Annotated in this window: 19 protein-coding genes; 3 read left to right on the top strand and 16 right to left on the bottom strand. The window is 46.6% G+C overall.

Annotated features, from left to right (window positions below):
* Positions 1-164 precede the first annotated feature (164 nt).
* Positions 165-350 carry a hypothetical protein gene (locus tag GA004_RS02010; protein WP_283395619.1) on the top strand — a complete coding sequence of 62 codons (186 nt, stop codon included), beginning with the start codon at positions 165-167 and terminating at the stop codon, positions 348-350.
* A gap of 1358 nt (positions 351-1708) precedes the next feature.
* Here the strand turns inward: GA004_RS02010 and GA004_RS02005 are convergent.
* The 10 genes from GA004_RS02005 to GA004_RS01960 form a co-directional block, all read right to left on the bottom strand.
* Positions 1709-3091 carry an ABC transporter ATP-binding protein gene (locus tag GA004_RS02005; RefSeq protein ID WP_283395618.1) on the bottom strand — a complete coding sequence of 461 codons (1383 nt, stop codon included), beginning with the start codon at positions 3089-3091 and terminating at the stop codon, positions 1709-1711.
* Positions 3081-3866: an ABC transporter permease gene (locus GA004_RS02000; protein WP_283395617.1), complete on the bottom strand. Its 786-nt coding sequence runs from the start codon at positions 3864-3866 to the stop codon at positions 3081-3083. The genes GA004_RS02005 and GA004_RS02000 overlap by 11 nt, the downstream gene beginning before the upstream one ends.
* Positions 3867-3938: 72 nt before the next feature.
* Complete coding sequence (gene atpC, locus GA004_RS01995) at positions 3939-4340, bottom strand: ATP synthase F1 subunit epsilon (protein WP_283395616.1); 402 nt, start codon at positions 4338-4340, stop codon at positions 3939-3941.
* Between the two features lie 26 nt (positions 4341-4366).
* Positions 4367-5788 carry a F0F1 ATP synthase subunit beta gene (gene atpD, locus GA004_RS01990; RefSeq protein WP_283395615.1) on the bottom strand — a complete coding sequence of 474 codons (1422 nt, stop codon included), beginning with the start codon at positions 5786-5788 and terminating at the stop codon, positions 4367-4369.
* A gap of 41 nt (positions 5789-5829) precedes the next feature.
* Positions 5830-6705 carry an ATP synthase F1 subunit gamma gene (gene atpG / locus GA004_RS01985; RefSeq protein WP_283395614.1) on the bottom strand — a complete coding sequence of 292 codons (876 nt, stop codon included), beginning with the start codon at positions 6703-6705 and terminating at the stop codon, positions 5830-5832.
* Between the two features lie 43 nt (positions 6706-6748).
* Positions 6749-8284: a F0F1 ATP synthase subunit alpha gene (atpA, locus tag GA004_RS01980; protein ID WP_283395613.1), complete on the bottom strand. Its 1536-nt coding sequence runs from the start codon at positions 8282-8284 to the stop codon at positions 6749-6751.
* A gap of 38 nt (positions 8285-8322) precedes the next feature.
* Positions 8323-8718, bottom strand: coding sequence for a F0F1 ATP synthase subunit delta (locus GA004_RS01975; protein ID WP_283395612.1), 396 nt, complete (start codon positions 8716-8718; stop codon positions 8323-8325).
* Positions 8719-8731: 13 nt separating this feature from the next.
* On the bottom strand, positions 8732-9295 hold the full coding sequence (gene atpF / locus GA004_RS01970; protein WP_283395611.1) for a F0F1 ATP synthase subunit B: 564 nt from the start codon (positions 9293-9295) through the stop codon (positions 8732-8734).
* Between the two features lie 64 nt (positions 9296-9359).
* Entirely contained in the window at positions 9360-9569 is a 210-nt protein-coding gene (locus tag GA004_RS01965) for an ATPase (protein WP_283395610.1), read from the bottom strand.
* Between the two features lie 74 nt (positions 9570-9643).
* Positions 9644-10504, bottom strand: coding sequence for a F0F1 ATP synthase subunit A (locus tag GA004_RS01960; RefSeq protein WP_283395609.1), 861 nt, complete (start codon positions 10502-10504; stop codon positions 9644-9646).
* A 185-nt stretch (positions 10505-10689) separates the two neighbouring features.
* Here GA004_RS01960 and GA004_RS01955 point away from each other — a divergent pair, with 185 nt between their 5' ends.
* Positions 10690-10896, top strand: a complete 207-nt coding sequence (locus GA004_RS01955; RefSeq protein ID WP_283395608.1) for a hypothetical protein — start codon at positions 10690-10692, stop codon at positions 10894-10896.
* A gap of 8 nt (positions 10897-10904) precedes the next feature.
* On the opposite strand, the gene trmB is transcribed toward GA004_RS01955, so the two are convergent.
* The 6 genes from trmB to recA form a co-directional block, all read right to left on the bottom strand.
* The gene (gene trmB / locus GA004_RS01950) at positions 10905-11531 is read right to left on the bottom strand and encodes a tRNA (guanosine(46)-N7)-methyltransferase TrmB (RefSeq protein ID WP_283395607.1); all 627 of its coding nucleotides are present in this window, start codon (positions 11529-11531) and stop codon (positions 10905-10907) included.
* Positions 11532-12827 carry a sensor histidine kinase gene (locus GA004_RS01945; RefSeq protein ID WP_283395606.1) on the bottom strand — a complete coding sequence of 432 codons (1296 nt, stop codon included), beginning with the start codon at positions 12825-12827 and terminating at the stop codon, positions 11532-11534.
* Positions 12828-12843: 16 nt separating this feature from the next.
* Complete coding sequence (locus tag GA004_RS01940) at positions 12844-13548, bottom strand: response regulator (protein ID WP_283395605.1); 705 nt, start codon at positions 13546-13548, stop codon at positions 12844-12846.
* A gap of 161 nt (positions 13549-13709) precedes the next feature.
* A complete protein-coding gene (mnmG, locus tag GA004_RS01935; RefSeq protein ID WP_283395604.1) occupies positions 13710-15563 on the bottom strand; it encodes a tRNA uridine-5-carboxymethylaminomethyl(34) synthesis enzyme MnmG in 1854 nt (617 codons plus the stop codon).
* Between the two features lie 180 nt (positions 15564-15743).
* Positions 15744-17102 (bottom strand): tRNA uridine-5-carboxymethylaminomethyl(34) synthesis GTPase MnmE, encoded by a 1359-nt coding sequence (mnmE, locus tag GA004_RS01930; protein WP_283395603.1) that lies wholly within the window; start codon positions 17100-17102, stop codon positions 15744-15746.
* Positions 17103-17226: 124 nt separating this feature from the next.
* Entirely contained in the window at positions 17227-18288 is a 1062-nt protein-coding gene (gene recA / locus GA004_RS01925) for a recombinase RecA (protein ID WP_283395602.1), read from the bottom strand.
* Positions 18289-18716: 428 nt separating this feature from the next.
* Here recA and GA004_RS01920 point away from each other — a divergent pair, with 428 nt between their 5' ends.
* Positions 18717-19055, top strand: a complete 339-nt coding sequence (locus GA004_RS01920) for a glutaredoxin family protein (RefSeq protein ID WP_283395601.1) — start codon at positions 18717-18719, stop codon at positions 19053-19055.
* The last annotated feature ends 55 nt before the right edge of the window (positions 19056-19110 follow it).

The raw sequence follows: 19110 nt of genomic DNA, 5'->3' as shown, positions 1-19110 counted from the left end.
GCGAAAGCTGTCAAGTTCCACCTTTTCTAGATTAGCCTTTTTTAACCTTTGTCTGATAAATTACTCTATTCTAGGGTATCAGTTGAAGGCTGCTGAATCTTAACTGGTTTGACCTGCTCCCCTTAAACAGTGCCATTTAGATTGAGAGAATTTCGATCATCAATATGAGCGGAAGAAAAGGCAAACGCTACAAGGAAGAGGAGATCATCCGCATCCTTCGGGAGGCGGAGAACTGCGTATCGTTCAGGGAGCTGCTTCACAAACACAGATTTTCAACAGAAAAATGCTCCTACCAAAAGAACCAGTCCACACCGGATGGTGGCGCGAGCAAGGGAAAACACTCTGCCTGAAGCACTAAGTCACCAACCAGACGCTGGACCATAGATACATTCAAGAAGATCAAGCTCGAGAAACCGGTCGTTTCCTCAGGCAAGGGTTGAGCAAAAAATCATGTTTATTAGGTCCAAAAACTCTGGGCTTTCGTCGTCCTTGCTCACTGATCGGCCTGTCCTCTAGACTCAGTGTAAGCGGTACTAAATCTGCCTCCTTGATTTTGCCTATGCCGATGACGTGAGCTTAGAAAGCTCGTCTTGCGAAAGCTTACTCAAGTCTGTCCTGAGAGGCGGTGTCAGGTAATCGAACGACGCGACGTCAAGTTGCAGGTAACTGATAAGTATAGAACCGGCGCGCGGTTGCCCGCTTCCGGGTGGCCAACAACGAGCCAGTTCTTTTTGCCGAAGGACGGATCGAGCTCTCCATTCCGTTGTTGTCTATCTCCACCTGGCTTTTTCAAGATAGGCCGAGAGATAGTCCCAGTGGAAGAGAGAGTAGCCGTTGGCGGAGTCGAACTCGCCCGCCGGAAGCTTTTCGTGTCTTATGATCCTCAATATGCACCTTGTTCGAGCGTGATTGTTGGACGCTTTTTCCACGCGAAGGCCTTGGCCTGCCCGTCCCCGAAGCCTTCCTCCGAGGCAAGGTGCTCGCGGATGAATCTCTACATTTCCACCGGTTTCACTGAAAAGCTAGTGCTTTAATGTGCCGCAGCACAGCCCCATCTCTTTACAGAAGCGCAAGGAACTGTATCCGCTTTCGACGAAAAGCTGCAGTAGCTCGTCGCACTCCTCTTTGCTGTATCGCTTGCCTTTGCCCTTGTTCACAAAGACAATCTAGACAAATAATGAGTATTTTGAAAGAGCGTCGATTTTTTAACGCTTACCCTGTAAGTCGAAACTAACTAATAGAATTCTGAGCGTAAAGTGCCCCAGTTCCTAAACTACCTCGCCGATCTTCTCGGCAAGGTAGGTCAATCCCGTGTCCGACTTGAATTCGCAGGATTAGCCATGGAGAGCTGGACTATTGCTAACTTTGTATAGTATATTCTCGTTTCGGCTGACAAATTGTTGTGGAGATAATTCTACAGAATGGATTAGCCCAGAAACACTCAAAGGACATCCGTTCGAATAGCTTAAACCAAATTCGTCAATTAGTGTATGACTGGAGCCCCAGCCACAATCAGGTCAGATCGATCTGCAATCTCTAACAAAAACCATGCAAACAATAATCTCTGCCAAATTTGCGATTTAGAATCCCTTTATGTTTACTTTAGAATCAGCCACCAGTCCAATAAATACGACGAAAGAGGCCCTTCACTTCTAGCGGAACTCAGATACAAGGAGTAGGTCAAAATCTGAAACGTTTAAGAATCAGCCTACAAGGTTGAAACTTTACAGTTAATATCAAAATCTACAAATGAAGTTATAACATTGTTATCTTCTTCGCTAACCCTGAAAACTAAAGCGTCAAGAATTCTATGATGAAATATTTCAGTCTCTTCGAATAATCCCTTCACACCAGCGTTAATAAAATAGGTTCCAGGTGTTAAATTACAACGAAAATAAAAATCTAAAAATATACGTGTTCCTTTTTTTACGCTTCTTATCCCTTTGCTAATTTGATCGGTAACCATTCCGCCTAACGCAAATCCTTCAGTTGTTTTGATGAGCATACTGAATCTAACAGATTTGCAATTTTCGCAAAATGAAACTTCATAATTTAATCTATACCGTTTACCTTTTTCCAAAACGTTGAGTTTGTTGTTCTCAAAATCAGTTAAGCGGATATTTTCAATTATAGCTCCTTTTGGCTCAAATTCTACTTTGCTTTTCGAGGTCAAATTCCGATCATAAAAACCCTCAAGCGAAACTGTTTTCTGCTTCTGCTTACTATCGAATGTTTCTTGTGAATCCAAATTTTCGGATTCAATTTTCTCTATTATATTACCTTCCTCTTCCTTGGAAGCATTCATCAGTCTTTGATGGGTACCGATTACCAATTTTGGAGAACCTTTCTGCACCATCTTACCCGCAGACAAGAGTATCGCAGCATCACAAAGTTGAATTACTGTTCCAGCTGCATGGGAAACAAATAAAAGTGCACAACCTTTAGCCCTCAAATCTTCAATTCTTGAATAGCACTTTCTTCTAAACGCGTCGTCGCCCACAGCAAGAGCCTCATCGATGATAAGAACATCAGGATCTAAGCAGGTTGTAACAGCAAAAGCTAAACGCATTTTCATTCCAGACGAATATCTTTTTACCGGTTGGTTAATAAAATTCCCGATTTCAGCGAACCTCTCAATGTCACCCAATTTCTCATCTAACTCCGCTTTCTTGATACCGATCAATGAACCATTAAGATAGATATTTTCAATTCCTGTTAGGTCAGAATTGAAGCCAGTGCCCAACTCCAAGAGTGCATTGATTCTACCCTTTTTTACCACAGTCCCAGTAGTTGGCCGCAAAACACCTGTAATGATTTTTAGCAACGTTGACTTACCTGCACCATTGCGACCGACTATTCCGATTGCCTGACCTCGTCTCAACTCAAAGTTAATTGATGAAAGTGCAGTAAAGTGCTCTAACTGTTGATTAATGCGATTATTTAGCATTTCAGAAAGTCTACCAGAAGCTATCCTCTCTGTTATCCATTTATAAAAGGGTACTAAAAGTCTTGAAGCAGGAGACTTCCATATTTCATAAACTTTGCTTACGTTTTCTATTTTTATTAGTATTCTGGCCTCTTTAAATGACATCTGCGAATGCTTTTTTGAGATTACGATACACTGTAAGACCGACGATAAAAGTTACGATAGAAAAACAATATAAATAAATTAGTTGGTTATAATTTGGGATTTCCCCCCATAATATAAGATTTCGAGCAGAATCAATAGCCAGAACAACTGGATTATATTTTAAATAATTAAAAATATCCTCCGGTATTGAATTTATTGGATAGAATATCGCGGAAGCGAAAAATAATCCCCTACTGAGCAAATTAGTAACATTCTGAAGATCTCTAAAAAAAACACCTAGTGCAGAAAACAAAAAGGCTATTCCACAGGCTAATAATAATACTGGTACCACTATTATCGGCAAAATAAACAAAATTGGGCTAATTTCCAATTTATAAAAAATCGCAAAAATGAGAGAAATAAAGATCGATATTAAAAATCTGTATATTGATTGTAACAGGCTTGTCAGAGGAATAATCTCCAACGGGAACGATATCTTACCAACCAATCCGCTTTTCGACAATATTAGGTTTGGTGCCGAACTCAGAGTTTCACCAATTAAACCATAAAGAGAAAGGCCAACATATATCCCTATTCCATACTCCATTTTAGTACCTGAAGGACTAAAGCTTCCCCCAAAGATATATCCAAATACCAAGACATACAATCCTAACATAAGGATAGGATTTAGTACGATCCAGAGCCCGCCTATAACCGAATCTCGATATTTGGTAGTAAACTCAGACTTTGAATAGAAGAACGAATCTCTTAAAATTTTATTTAGTTCATTTTGCATTGAAACACCAATGCGACACGCTAATGTGTTTTAGTTGAATTGATTTCGATTTGCTCTTGTATGCCTTGTAGGCTACTTTCTTTTCCGCTTAACCAGAATTTGTGCTCTAGCATACGAAATTTGTGTTTCTAGCATGGCCACTTCTTCGTCGGACATTTTTTCCATTGTGGCGAGAGCCTCTTCCGCACGTTTTTGGGCCTCCTCCACCGCGGATTCATCGATTTCGTCGATGTGAATCGCGTCTTCTGCTAGAATTGAGATCTTATCGCCTACGCATTGGGCAAAGCCTTTGCTAATGGCTAAACTTTGACGGGTTCCGGATTTCGAAACGATAAGCTCACCGGCTTGTACCTCGGTCACGATTGGAATGTGGCCTGGAAGAATATCGATCTCTCCTGAAGTCGTCGGCATAACTACAGATTCAATCGTATCCTCGTAGACTCTGGCCTCTGGTGTAACGATTTCGATATTCATTTGGTTTTACTGGGGGGATTACAAATTTACTCCTTACTGGAGGCTTCGAGAACTTCGTCGATTCCACCCTTCATGTAGAAGTCGTTTTCAGCGATGTGATCGAGCTCACCATCTAGGATCATCTTGAATCCTTTAATCGTGTCGGCCACAGGAACGATCTTGCCGGGGAAGCCAGTGAATACTTCCGCCACATTGAAGGGCTGCGATAGGAATTTTTGGATCTTTCGGGCCCGATAGACGGTTTGCTTGTCCTCTGGAGATAACTCATCGAGTCCCAAGATTGCGATGATATCCTGTAAATCGTTGTAACGTTGCAGAACGCGCTGGACACCGCGAGCGACATCGTAGTGCTCGTCGCCCACAACTGCAGGTTCGAGCGCTTTGGAAACCGAGGAGAGAGGGTCAACTGCCGGATAGATTCCCAAGTCGGCAATCGCACGTTCCAGAACGATCGTTGAATCGAGGTGGGCAAATGTATTCGCCGGAGCAGGGTCCGTCAAATCGTCCGCTGGAACATAGACAGCCTGGAAAGACGTTACCGAACCCTTCTTCGTGGAAGTAATACGCTCCTGAAGTGTACCCATTTCAGAAGAGAGTGTCGGCTGGTACCCAACAGCAGAAGGCGAACGTCCTAGCAAAGCGGATACCTCCGATCCCGCTTGAGAGAAACGGAAAATGTTGTCGACGAATAAAAGTACGTCCTGATTCTTCTCATCGCGGAAGTATTCCGCCATGGAAAGAGCGGAGAGAGCCACGCGCATACGGGCTCCTGGTGGCTCGTTCATCTGTCCGTATACCAGAGCCACTTTTGAGTTTTCGAGATTCTCTTGATCAATAACGCCTGAGTCGGACATTTCGTGATACAAATCGTTACCTTCACGAGAACGCTCCCCCACCCCTGCGAATAGTGAATAACCACCATGGGTCTTGGCGATGTTGTTAATCAACTCCATGATAACAACGGTCTTGCCTACACCCGCACCACCAAAGGCGCCAACCTTACCCCCCTTGATGAAAGGGCAAATGAGATCGATGACCTTAATTCCGGTTTCCAGAATATTGGCCTTGGTGTCTTGCTCAGTTAGAGGAGGTGCTGGACGGTGAATCGGGTAGTGCTTATCATATTTAACAGGACCTCGATCGTCTACAGCGTCCCCTGTTACATTGAAAATGCGTCCCAAAACTCCCTCGCCCACGGGAACCGAAATGGGAGCTCCCGAATCTGTGACCTCCATGTCCCGTTTGAGACCTTCGGTGGAAGACATCGCGACCGAGCGGACAACTCCTTCACCTAAATGCTGTTGCACTTCTAGAGTCAGTTTCTGATTTTCACCGGAGACAGTGAAATCAATTGTCAACGCTTGATAAATCGAAGGCAAAGCGTCTTTAGAAAATTGGACGTCCACGACAGGGCCGATTACTTGGAGGATTTTTCCAGTGTTACTCATTGTTTATTAAAGATGAATTGGGAAAGTGTTTAGTTAGTCGCCTATTCTTGCGAGGTAGCAGCTGCGATTTCTAGGATTTCTTGGGTAATGGCAGCTTGACGCGCTTTGTTGAATTGCAATGTAAGTGAATCAAGTAGTTTCGAGGCATTGTCTTTAGCGGTTTTCATAGCAACCATTCGTGCACTATGCTCTGAAGCTCGGGCACTCAGAATTGCTTGGTACGCTTGGCGATCAACGAAAAGCGGTAGAAGTTCGTTCAAAATCGAGACAGGATCCGGCTCGAAAACGAAATTGCGATCATCACTGGACGATTCAAAAGGTTGGGAATCTTTGCCCCGCAACTCTGTAATCATGTCGTCCAGTCCTGTAATTGGAAGTAGTTTCCCGAATGAAGGAGCTTGAGTCAGTACGTTTACAAAACGAGGGTACAAAATCTCGACCGTATCCACTTCGCCAGAGAGGTACTTATCGATCATAAACTCCGTAAGCTGCTTAACTTTCGTATATTTAACCGCGTCTCCAATCTCAAAATCGGCCAGCAAGTCGCGATTTGTCCGGCTAAGGAATTGTCTTCCTTTTCTACCGACACTCACGAACTTCATCTCTTCTTTGGAGTTTAAGATCTCGCGAATTAAATTTCCATTCAAAGGTCCACACAATCCACGGTCTGTACTGACAATAATGATACCTCTTGTCTTAACTTCCCGCTCCTTGAAAAACGGATGATCCAGTTCCTCAATACGAGACGAAATATGGGAAAGCGTTTCTGCGAGCAAGGCTGCGTATGGTTGCCCAGAGATAGCTGCTTGCTGCGCCTTTTTCATCTTCGAGGCCGCAACAAGCTCCATCGCCTTTGTAATTTGGCGAGTATTCTTAACCGACTTAATACGGCGGCGGATTTCTCTTAGATTTGGCATTCTTTAGAATCGTTAATCGCAGCTAACTAGTATTTGCCGTCCGCTATGCCTGAAAACTGTTTTTCCACTCATCAACAGCAGTTTTAAGCTGGCTTGAGAGATCGTCGTCAATCTTAGCCTTCTCGCGTATGCTGGTAAGTAATGCTTCTTTTCGGGATACTAGGAAATCTCTCAGGGAATCACTAGCCGATACCATTTTGGAGACGTCGATATCGTCGAAGTAATTATTCTGCATCGCCCAAAGCACACCTACTTGCTGCTCAATCGCAATTGGGTTGAAAGCGGGTTGCTTAAAAAGCTCTACAATCCGCGCGCCACGATCTAGCTGAGCTCTCGTTTTGGCATCGAGGTCGGAACCAAACTGGGCAAACGCCGCCAATTCACGGAACTGAGCCAGCTCAAGTTTGATCTTACCCGCGACTTGCTTAGTCGCTTTAATCTGGGCAGCAGATCCTACTCGAGATACGGAAAGTCCCACTGATACAGCAGGACGGATGCCTTGGTTGAAAAGATCGGTTTCTAAAAAGATCTGCCCATCTGTAATCGAAATTACATTAGTCGGGATGTAGGCGGAAAGGTCACCGGCCAACGTTTCAATGATGGGAAGCGCTGTGAGGGATCCATTACCATTGTCTTCATTGACCCGAGCCGAGCGTTCGAGCAGCCGTGAGTGAAGATAGAAAACATCTCCCGGATAGGCTTCACGTCCCGATGGTCGTTTCAAAATCAAAGACATCTGACGGTAGGCCGCCGCGTGCTTAGAAAGATCATCATAGACGATCAAGGCATCCTGACCATTGGCCATAAACCATTCGCCCAAAGCTGCCCCTGTATAGGGAGCCAAATACTGATTCGCTGCCGAGTCAGCTGCCGGTGCCGAAACCACAATCGTATACTCAAGGGCACCTTTTTCTTCCAGAACGCCCAAGGTACGAGCGACGTTTGAATTCTTTTGTCCTACGGCGACGTAAATGGAATAAACCGGACGGAAATCAGGATCGCCCGAAGCGAGCCCCACCTTATTGATGTTCGCCTGGTTGATAATCGTATCAATCGCGATCGTTGTTTTACCCGTTCCACGGTCACCAATAATGAGCTCACGCTGACCACGACCAATCGGAATCATCGAATCGATTGCCTGGATACCGGTCATAAGTGGCTGGTCCACAGATTTCCGCTCGATAATTCCGGGGGCTATTTTCTCAACGGGATAAGATTCCGTTGTATCGATCGCACCCTTACCATCAACCGGACGACCCAATGCATCCACTACTCGGCCGAGCATCCCTTTTCCAACCGGAACTGAAAGCAGGGTTCCCGTACATTTTACTTCGTCGCCCTCTTTCAAGTGATTTGACTCACCAAGAATAACCGCTCCTACTTCGTCTTCCTCCAAATTCAAAGCGATCCCGATCGCTCCACCAGGGAAATCGATCATTTCGTTGTACATCACTTCCGAAAGCCCATCGATCTTCGCTACGCCATCACCGACGGACAAGATCTTGCCGGTATTGGTGGCAACGGTTTTCGTTTGGATATTTGCTATCTGCTGTTCAATCTGTTCGATGACGGAACTCATTATACTTCTGTATTTATTAAATGGATTCTAAGGAAAAATTAGGAGAGTGAGGTTTCTAGGGAGGCAAGGCTACTGGCGATCGAGGCATCATAGACGTCACAATCAACCACCACGCGCAATCCCGCAATTAGACTAGGGTCTTCACGTAAGACGGAAGTGATGGTGCGTCCATACTTTGCAGAAAGTTGATTTACGATTCCTGCGATCATGTCGGAGCTAAGCTCGCCAGCGTAGTTAATGACAGCGGTGCCTTTGGCCACTTCCCTTTCGACAAGCTTTAAATACGTCTTTAAAGTTGCGACATGGTGGCGAGGAGGATTCTTGGACAAGGATTTAAGGACTCCGTCAACCCGCTCCGCAGACACCTCGCCACTATCTAGGCTGGCCTGGAGAAGCTGCTTGGCGAAATTTTTGATCTGCTTGTCCTGCTTCATGGAGCTCAATAAATTAATTGCTGCTCTCGACCAACTGAGAACTGGCTGATTCGGTATAACGATTTCGGTCGTCGGCAGACAACTCCTTTGAAAGGACCTTGCTGGTCGTGGACACGACGAGCCGGGCAATCTCGCTTCTTGCCTCGGACAGCATTTTCTTCCGATCCATTTCGATCTGCTGCTCCGCTTTTGAGATGATCTCCTCGGCCCGAACGACAGCATCCTGGGAAGACTTCGATATATTCTCTTCGGCTACGGTTCTCGCTTCGTTCACAATCTGCTGCGCTTCCTGAGACGCCTTTTGAATAATCTCTTTGTGCTCAGCCTCAGCTTCCGCTAACTTGGACTTCATGTCTTCCGCGTACTTCAGCCCATCAGCGATTTGGCTGTTGCGATCATCAAGGGTCGCAAGAACAGGTTTAAAAGCAAATCGATAGAGTACGTAGGCAAGAATCGAAAAGCTGATCACCTGCATCACGATGTGACCCACGTGAATGCCGAACTTCTCCACGAGGCCTGCAGATTCAGCCGCGGCATGCGGATCTGCGGCAGCAATTACTGAAATGAGGTCGATCATGAGTAGATTAATGATATTTAAAAAGGTGAGCCACCCGTCTGGAGTGGCTCACCACTAAATCTTTTTAACTCGCCAAGAATAGGGCCATAACGCCCAGACCTTCCGCAAGCGCCATACCGATAATGGCTTGAACAAGGATCTTTCCTGAAGCACCTGGGTTGCGTCCCACTGCTTCCGCAGCCTTCATTCCGACCAGTCCAACACCGAGGCCGCAACCAAGGACACCAAGGCCCGAAGCGATATTTCCGTTAATTTCTGCTAATAGGTTCAACATTGTATTATATATTATTCTGTTAGTATTAATGCGACCGCCCACGCTTTTTGCATGGTCCCGAATCGCAAAAGTGGCTAGTGTTCGGCATGTTCATGTCCATCGTCGTGATTACAAATCAAACCGATGTATACGCTAAATAGGAGAATGAATACGAGTGCCTGGACGATTCCGACCAGCAACTCTAGAAAATAGAAGACAGGGATGAAGTTCATCCCATGAAGCAGATTCTCACCGCCAAAAATATTTCCAAACAAGCGGACGGAAAGAGTTAGCGGACGAATCGCTATCGAAACAACTTCGATCAGCCCCACAAAGAGAAAGATTGGGATGAGCATCACCCACATCACTGTGCCCACTTCCGTTTTGTTTGCTTTGTTGCCAAAAAGGTCGACTACGAGTGCTTTGAAACCCGCGTACTTTAAAATTATGTAAGCCCAGCCCACCATCGCGACGATCGCCAACGCCATCGTGCCATTCCAATCTGCGTTAGCCGGCCTTATCCAAGGCCGCGTAATATGAAAGTGGCCATCTGCGTCCACATAGCCCATACCCAGAGTACCCACACCCGGCAGCAACCCGCTCCAGTTCTGGATCAGGATGTAGACAAAGAAACCAAGCACAAACGGTAGTGTCGCCATAACCGCTTTTTTTCCGACGATCGGCTCAATCATGTCCCTCAACCCAACGAGCAAATTCTCAATGATCGCCTGACCACGACCCGGAATCAGTTGCGGACGACCACCGATCATGATGCGTATCCCTACTATTAATAGAATCACGATCACCCAACTCGTCACCAAGCTGTTGGTAATGGGCAATCCAAACACAGTGAAGAGACTCTCGGGGGCGGGCGAAACTGCAGCGTTCGCCAGCGGCAAGGAGGATTGTGTACCCGCTATCGCAAAGAGGATTGAGGATGGTTTTTTAAATCGCATCTTAATAGCAATATGGCCTTAAGAAAACGTGTTGTTGATAGATGGATTTGCGTGCGTCAACTCTCTAAGCTCAAATCCAATCTATATGATTTGAATTGAAGAAAATAACATCTGATTTACAACAGTTCCCAACAGTAGAAGCGGTTTTCAAAATGGGCCGCTCCCATCGAATCGACTTTCAAACTATGGCAAAAAGAGACCTATCGGAAGCAATTTTTGAAGTGAAGGACAATCAACGAGCAGCAAAGTCCGCCGTTCGAGCGTCCACGCTTCGACCAAAGGACCCGTCTCTTTTTAAACGAAGGGCGTTCGACACATTTTACCTTTTTGGCTTTGTTCTTCTCGTACTCGCAATCGCAGTACAAGTTGTTGCGCTTGTTGCCTTTAGCTGATCCGCGGATCAAATCTTACGTTTTTCCACAATCAAGGATTGGTAGGAATCAGCTTTTGACTGGAACACGGTTTCACGCTCAAAAAGCCAAGGAGCATCACTCAACAAATTCCATTTCCCAGCAAAAGCGACTGCATTTGCAGCCCAGTCGAAATAATCTCGGTGATCCGTTCGAAAGTGGAGCCTAGTGCCTTCCAGACAACGATCGGAGAGCTTATCGAGAAATCCGGTGTTCATTATACGGTTCTTCCAGTGCCTCTTCTTCGGCCACGGATCCGGGAATAGGATAAATACCAACTCAATCCCTAGGCCGACCGGCAACTGATCCAAAAACTCGTTCGCTTCCGCTTTCAGAAAGTGAACGTTATCCAGCCCTACCCTACTCGCCTTTCGATTCGCTCGCTCGATTCGATTCCCAATCAAATCTATCCCAACGCAGAGCACCTCCTTATTGGCGGCTGCAAAATCTGTAAGCCAATGCCCATGTCCACAACCGATCTCTAGAACAATGCGGGACTTACCAGAGAGGCAAGACTTGAGTTTCGCGTTTAACAAGGACTTCCGCTGTGCAACTCGCTGCTGATGCTCCTTCAAGCTGGTTGTAGCCTCCCCTAGTAACTTTCGATCAGTTGCCATTTAGATCGCCTTTGCAACCACAGGACTTTCCGCCACCGGTAGACGGAAGGAAACGCGAAGTCCCTGGTTACCAACATTTTCTGCCCATACACGCCCTTTGTGCCAGTCGATGATGTGCTTTACGATACTCAGCCCTAGACCCGTTCCACCCGTATCTCTGGAGCGGCCTTTGTCCACGCGGTAGAAGCGCTCGAAGATACGCGAAAGGTCTGCCTCTGGAACCCCAGGCCCTTCGTCCTCTACCCAGATTTCGATCGAATTCTCCTCGATTGAACACCCTATCCCTATTTTGCCTTCGGCTGGGGTGTATTTCTTCGCGTTTTCCACCAGATTATCAAGTACTTGCCGAATCTTCAGAACATCAATCCTGAGCATGACTGATCGCTTCTCGGGCAAATTCAATAACAGCTCTCGTCCTTCCAAGCCTAAACTTTGACGGTAATCGAATGATAATTCCTTGAGCCAACCAGTAACATCGATCGCGGACAACTCTAGCTTAGGCGATTCATTTTCTAAACGAGAAAGGCTCAGCAATTCGTTAATAAGCAACGCCAGGCGCTCTGAATGACGTTGGATAACATCGAGAAACCGATGGCGATCTTCAATTTCCATCCCGGCATGATCCGCCACGAGCGTTTCCGCGTATCCCTTGATGACCGAAACAGGGGTTTTCAATTCGTGAGACGCATTCGCTACGAATTGCTTTCGCATGCTCTCGAGCACTTTGAGCTTTGTCGTATTGTGCAGAACAAATAAATACCAAGGGGTGTTCGCCTCTTCTGCCGCCTCAAGACGTGCGGCCGAAACCTCCATCCATACATCTCCCTGAGGGTCCGAAAAGACGATTTCCTTGCCGATGCCCCCACCCGCTCGCTTTACTTCTCGTATGAACTCAAGGAATTCCGAGCTGTGGAGCCCACTTTCCACTCGCTTGCCAACACTGGCTCCTAGAGCGGGAAAGAGTTTCTGCAAGGCATTGTTAACCAATAGGATATAATTATCTCGATCTACTATGAGAACCCCCTCTTGTAGATTGCCGAGCGTCGTCTCAATTTGTCTCAAGCGATCGGAGCTTTGCTTATCCAAGCGATCGATCTCAGCAATCAATTTATTCAGCTCACCCACAAGCTCCATCCAATTCCGACTAGTACCACGAAACTCTGAGGAATGGGTGAGTATCGACGTTCGTGTGGCCAGGGATTCCGAAAGCAGTCTAATCGCACGCTTCTGCCTGTAGTATCTTAAAGCGTACAGGGCCGCGATTATCGCTGTGACGGCTAACAAAAAATAGGACATCAGTGATAGAATCCGGCTACGACCGGTTTTCAATCATCCGATACCCCACCCCTCTCACAGTCTCAAGCCAAGAACCTTCATCCCCAAGTTTTTCACGCAATCGTCTCATGTGTGTATCGACGGTGCGGGTTTCAATGTCGTTCTCATAGTTCCAAACTTTTTGAAGCAGCGTTTCGCGGGTTTGAACCTTGCCTCGCTCCTGCATCAGAAGCCTGAGAAGCCGAAACTCCGTCGCGGTCAGCTCGACAGGTCTCTCTTTCACCTGAACGCGGTGGTGCTCAACGTCCAGATTGATTCCATTTACATTAAGAACACTTACGGCCTCATACCCTTCTAATCCTCGCTTGAGTATCGCGGAGACACGCAAAACTAACTCCTTGGGACTGAATGGTTTGCACACATAGTCATCGGCGCCGCTTTCAAATCCCTCAATACGATCCCCCTCTTCAGTTTTCGCACTCAGGAATATAATCGGGATTTCTTTGAGACTGCTCTCTTGCCTAATCAGCCGACAAACCTGAATCCCACTCAGATCCGGCATCATAATATCCAACACAATCAGATCTGGTTTGAAAGCGCGAACCGCTTCCAGAACCTGCCTGGGGTCGTTGACAGATTGCGTCAGGAAACCTCTCTGTTTCAGATTATAACCGAGCAATTCGGTAACGTCGACCTCGTCATCGACGACCAGTATTTTCTTAGGCTCTTCTGATGCTACCATAGCTGTCTACTGACTAATTAAATACTAATTGTTGCAAACAACACCCTTAGCGCAACCGCCTAAGCGTTACAATTTCGTTACACCAGAATAGAAGCCTAATGAATCCAGTTCTGGAGTAAGAGAACCTTTTATATTCTCTTATTATGTTGTATACCAAATACTTATAGACCTCCCAAGGCGACCATCAGCACACTGATATCAGCTGGATTTACCCCGCTTACACGACTGGCCTGTCCGAGGTTTGCAGGATTTAACTGATTCAACTTTAAAGCGCATTCCTTTTTGAGGCCCTTAACCATAAGGAAATCGAATCCCTTCGGAACCTTGATCGCTTCGACACTGCTTAGTTTCTCAACCTGCCTCAACTCTCGCTTAAGATAACCATCATATCGGACACGGTATAGAACCTCGTCTTTTACTGGTTCCTCGAGTTTCGATAGCTCTTCTGGCAGCTCAAATCCGGGATCATTTCTCCGGGCTAGTGTTGCCCAAGTATGTTCCCCCACTCTATTAGAATCCATCCATTGTATTGCTAGATCTACCGATTTCTTTTTGTCTTCAATTCGAGCGATACGAGAATTGGATAAAAGTCTATATCGCTTAGCGTACTCGAGCAGTCGAAGCTCTGCGCTTCCGTGATTAAACAATAGTCGGTACTCCGCTCGACTCGTAAACATTCGATAAGGCTCCTGTGTCCCCTTAGTGACAAGGTCATCAATGAGCACACCCGTGTAGCCATCGTACCGCTTAAGGACAAAGGGCTCATCTCCCCTAGCCTTTAGAGCAGCATTTACCCCTGCGACCAGCCCTTGGCATCCCGCTTCCTCATAACCCGAAGTGCCGTTAATTTGACCTGCGAAAAATAGATTTTCGACTTTTTTGGACTCCAAATGAGGGAAAATTTGCGTGGGTGGTGCGAAATCATACTCTACTGCATAGGCTGGACGCAGCAGATGTGCTCGCTCGAGCCCCGGAATAGACGCCATCATTTCTTGCTGTACGTCAAACGGAAGACTCGTTGAAAGCCCGTTGATGTAGTACTCATTCGTATTGCGGCCTTCAGGCTCCAGAAAGAGCATATGCCGTGGGCGGCCCTCAAATCGCACAAATTTGTCTTCAATACTGGGACAATATCTCGGCCCCGTACTTTCAATCTCTCCACCATACATTGCTGAAAGATGGAGATTACGCATCACGATTTCAGAAGTTTCTTCCGTTGTGTAAGTAATCCAGCAGGAAACCTGGTCGGAGCCCGGCATCCAACCCGCGAATGTTTCACCATGATGTTCCACGTGGAACATGTCTGACTTTTCCCGGGTGTCATAGAATCCGAAGAGAACCGGATCCGGATCGCCTTTCTGTTCCTCCAGATGGGTGAAATCAATAGATCGCCCCAGCAACCTGGGCGGAGTCCCTGTCTTTAGTCGCTCCAATTCGATTCCAGCTTCGAGAAAACTGCTTGATAAGGTCTTGGCAGAATAATCACCCATGCGACCTCCTTCATTCTTATTCTTGCCGATATGCATCAATCCGCGAAGAAACGTGCCGGTAGTTATAACGATCGTCTTGCCGAAGAACTCGATATCAAGGTTCGTTCGACAGCCAACGACTGCATCTCCCTTGAAGATCAACCCGGTGACTGTGGCTTGAAAAACGTCTAAATGCTCTTGGTGCTCAAGCACATGCTTCATTCTCAAAGCATAAACCTTCTTGTCACACTGGGCACGAGGGGAGTGCACCGCAGCTCCTTTGGAGGCATTCAACAAGCGAAATTGGATTCCGGACACATCCGCATTCAACGCCATTTCTCCTCCGAGAGCATCGATTTCACGTACAATCTGGCCCTTAGCAACTCCGCCGATCGCAGGATTGCAACTCATGGCAGCAATCGTATCAATATTCCCGCTAAGAATGAGAGTACGAGCACCCATTCTTGCGGACGCGAGGGCAGCTTCGCAACCAGCATGACCCGCTCCGCAAACAATGACATCGTAGCCGTTTCGAGGATTTTCCATGGCGGGAGATAAAGACAGTGGAGTAGGGGACCTCAAGCGATAAACAGAGAAGTGCTCACAGAAGCGAATACATCACAAAAGCCCGCAAGAAATGATCTACTCGCTAATTTTATGTAAAACCACTATCTCTATCGGAGTACTGAAATCAACGGTCCCCTTTTCTAGGTTACTGCCTAGGAATCACTTACCGATGCAAAACGTTGAGAAGAGAACATCAAGCATCGCTTCATTGTCAATCTTACCCAGGATCATCCCAATGGCCTCGAGGGCCCCCCTCAAGTCGCTAGCAATCAACTCAATCGCCTCGTCGCTTTCAAATTTGTCTACTGCTGAGGCTAAACAACTACGGATTTCATCTAAAGCAGCACTGTGTCTTGAATTCACGAGAATGAGGTCGTCATCATCAAAAGCGTAATTCGAGTCGATCAACTCAACGAGAGAAGTCTTTAAGTCTTCCAACCCATCACCTCGAGTGGCCGAAAATCCAATTATCCTAAAAGGATCAATGCTACTAGTGGGATTCTCGTTCACGACGAGGTCTATCTTGTTTCGAATCACGATACAATTGGTGGCAGACAAACGATTAGCAATCGCATCGGGCAAATGAGGGGAGGGGAGGGAGCAATCCTCGACCAGAAGGAAAATATCTGCCTCTTCCACCAACTCAATCGTTCTACTAATCCCTTCTTTTTCAATGTTACTTTCAGCCTCCCTCAATCCAGCAGTATCCAGTAGTTGGATACTGTGTGGTCCTAGAATAATACGCTCTCGCAGAAAGTCCCGAGTGGTTCCCGGCTCTTCACTCACAATCGCCCGCTCGAATCCCAGTAGAAGGTTCAGCAGTGAGCTCTTACCCACATTGGGTTCTCCTAAAATCAGTGTTTTTACACCATCCCTCAAAAACGCTGCATACTGGCTGCTATCAATGAGCCGGGAACAATACGTCTTTAATTCACGAATACCTGCAAGATGGGATTCCTTTTGCTCCGGCGGAAGGTCCTCTTCTGGAAAATCGATATAGGCCTCTATCGAGGCAATCGTAGCCAGAAGCCGCTCCTTAAAGGTATGCAACTGCCTCCCAAACAAACCCCTAAGCTGATTATTCGCCGCCTTAATGGCTTTATCACTACGGGCCTGGATCAACTCCATAATCGCTTCCGCTTGGGTCAGATCCATCCGTCCGTTTAAAAAAGCCTGACGTGAGAACTCGCCGGGATCCGACTGTCGGCAGCCTCGCTTAACAAGGTCCTTTAGTATGTTCGAAGCAATTAGTGGATTTCCGTGACAAACAATTTCCAGAGTATCTTCACCGGTGAACGACCTAGGGCCCTCATAGAAACAATAAACCACATCGTCGAGGGTGTCGCCTTCGAACGACAAGTAAGATCCATGGTAGGAATAGCGAGGTTGCGGATCGCTTGCTCTTCCAAATGCGGAGCAGCATATTTCCCTACACATCGGACCGCTCAGGCGAAGTATTGCTAACGCACTTTCCCCATTGGGAGTCGCAATAGCGACAATAGTATCTATAGTTACCATACAGTATGAAGGTTCTCCATGAAGGACTTGAAACCTATCTATGGTCTTCGTGTTGTAAAATAACTTTGTCTACAAACAAAAAAGGACCGCCGAAGTGGTCCTGAAAACAAGATTAAGAACGAGGTCAGCTTGCAGCGACTTCTTCCAGCTCCTTCTTTTCCTCCAAATCCGGTTTAACCACTTTGATAATCGCATCAGAGATTTTCTCCATGATTTCCGGATTTTCGCTAAGGAAGCTTTTCGCCGCTTCGCGACCCTGCCCAACCAAGTCTCCTTCATATGAAATCCAGGCCCCTTTCTTATCGAGGACTTTGTGCTCGATGCCCAGGTCGACGATCGATCCCATTCGGGAAATACCTTCATTGTACATGATGTCGAACTCGCAATCAGTAAAAGGCGGTGCGACCTTGTTCTTAACGATCTTAACTCTTGTCCGGTTTCCGATGACCGTACCAGAGGTATCCTTAATTTGGCCAATTCTACGAATGTCCATACGAACGGACGAAAAGAATTTCAACGCACGGCCACCAGGCTGCGTTTCGGGACTCCCAAACATGACTCCGATCTTTTCGCGGATTTGATTCGTAAACATGCAAATGCAATTGGTCTTGCTCACAATAGCTGTAAGGCGGCGCATCGCCTGGCTCATGAGCCTCGCTTGTGAACCCACTGTGGCGTCACCCATTTGACCATCTAACTCCGCACGAGAAACTAAGGCCGCCACCGAATCGACAATTATCACGTCGATGGCATTGGAACGGATAAGTGTTTCTGTAATATTGAGTGCGTCTTCACCGCTATCCGGCTGCGATACGAGTAGCTCGTCCACATTGACTCCTAAGTTTCGAGCGTACTTCGGATCGAGAGCATGCTCCACATCGATAAAAGCCGCTATGCCACCTTGGCGCTGGGCCTCAGCAATCACATTCAAACAAAGCGTTGTCTTTCCCGAAGACTCTGGCCCATAGATCTCGCAAATTCGCCCCTTGGGAAGGCCTCCGACACCGAGTGCCAGGTCGACTGAAAGAGAGCCCGTGGAAATTGTTTCCACTTTCATACTCGAGCCACTACCTAAACGCATAATGGACCCTTCTCCAAATTGCTTAGTTATGGCGGACATCGCCATCTCTACGTTTTTCTCTTTATTTTCCGATGAAGGAAGGGGGGTCGTTTTGCCTTTGGCCATTGCGTAGTGTTATGAGTTTAAATTTTTGTTTATTAGGGATCCAATCTGGATCCGAGTTTTTCATGGCGCAAGATTAAGCGCTTAGGAATTCAATATAATACAGACTCCCTAGGACATTCGCTGTCCTATCCTTTGTTTGCTCTTAATTCTTCTCATTTCGCTAAAATCTCCTCAACGATAATTAGTTTCCTGAGCTCGATCTAGTTAGCATTCCCTTTTGATCGGGCTATGGTTTCTTTACCTATCATTATTAAGAACATTGAAAACGTTTTCTCGCTTTTCCGAAAGAAACGTCCTAGAGAAAGGGATGTAAAGATGAGCTTGCTTCGAAGGCCAAAAGGAAAATTCTTGCAAGATGCAAAGCTCCTCAATTGAAAAAACGCATTCAGTCCATTGACTCGGTACAGAATCTGCAACACCAACAACACATGAAAATAAAAGCATACTTGAAACCACAGTGCGGCTGGAGCATGGGCGTTCGTGCCATCATGTCCAAATACGACCTCGAGTATGAGGATATTGACATCATCAATAGCCGGGAAAACTACGCTGAAATGGTTGCTAAATCAGGCCAACCCCTTTCGCCATGTGTCGAAATTGACGGGATCATGCTTGCGGATGTCAGTGGCGAAGAAGTTGAAGCGTACCTGCTTAAAAATAACCTCGCCGCCTCGCCGACTAAAGAAGCAGATGTCCCTACTGACCGTGGCTGCTCTGATGAGGAGCACGAAAAAATGCGACAATCTCAATCCGTTCGCTTTTTCTAGCGTTCCCGCAAATTTCAATTTTTGGCGCAAACGAGACCGGGCACTGTTCCGGCCT

The sequence above is a fragment of the Candidatus Pelagisphaera phototrophica genome (genome assembly GCF_014529625.1).
Lineage (GTDB): Bacteria > Verrucomicrobiota > Verrucomicrobiia > Opitutales > Opitutaceae > Pelagisphaera > Pelagisphaera phototrophica.
Note: the sequence above shows the minus strand (reverse complement) of the source record. Positions and strands in the feature narration are given on the sequence as shown.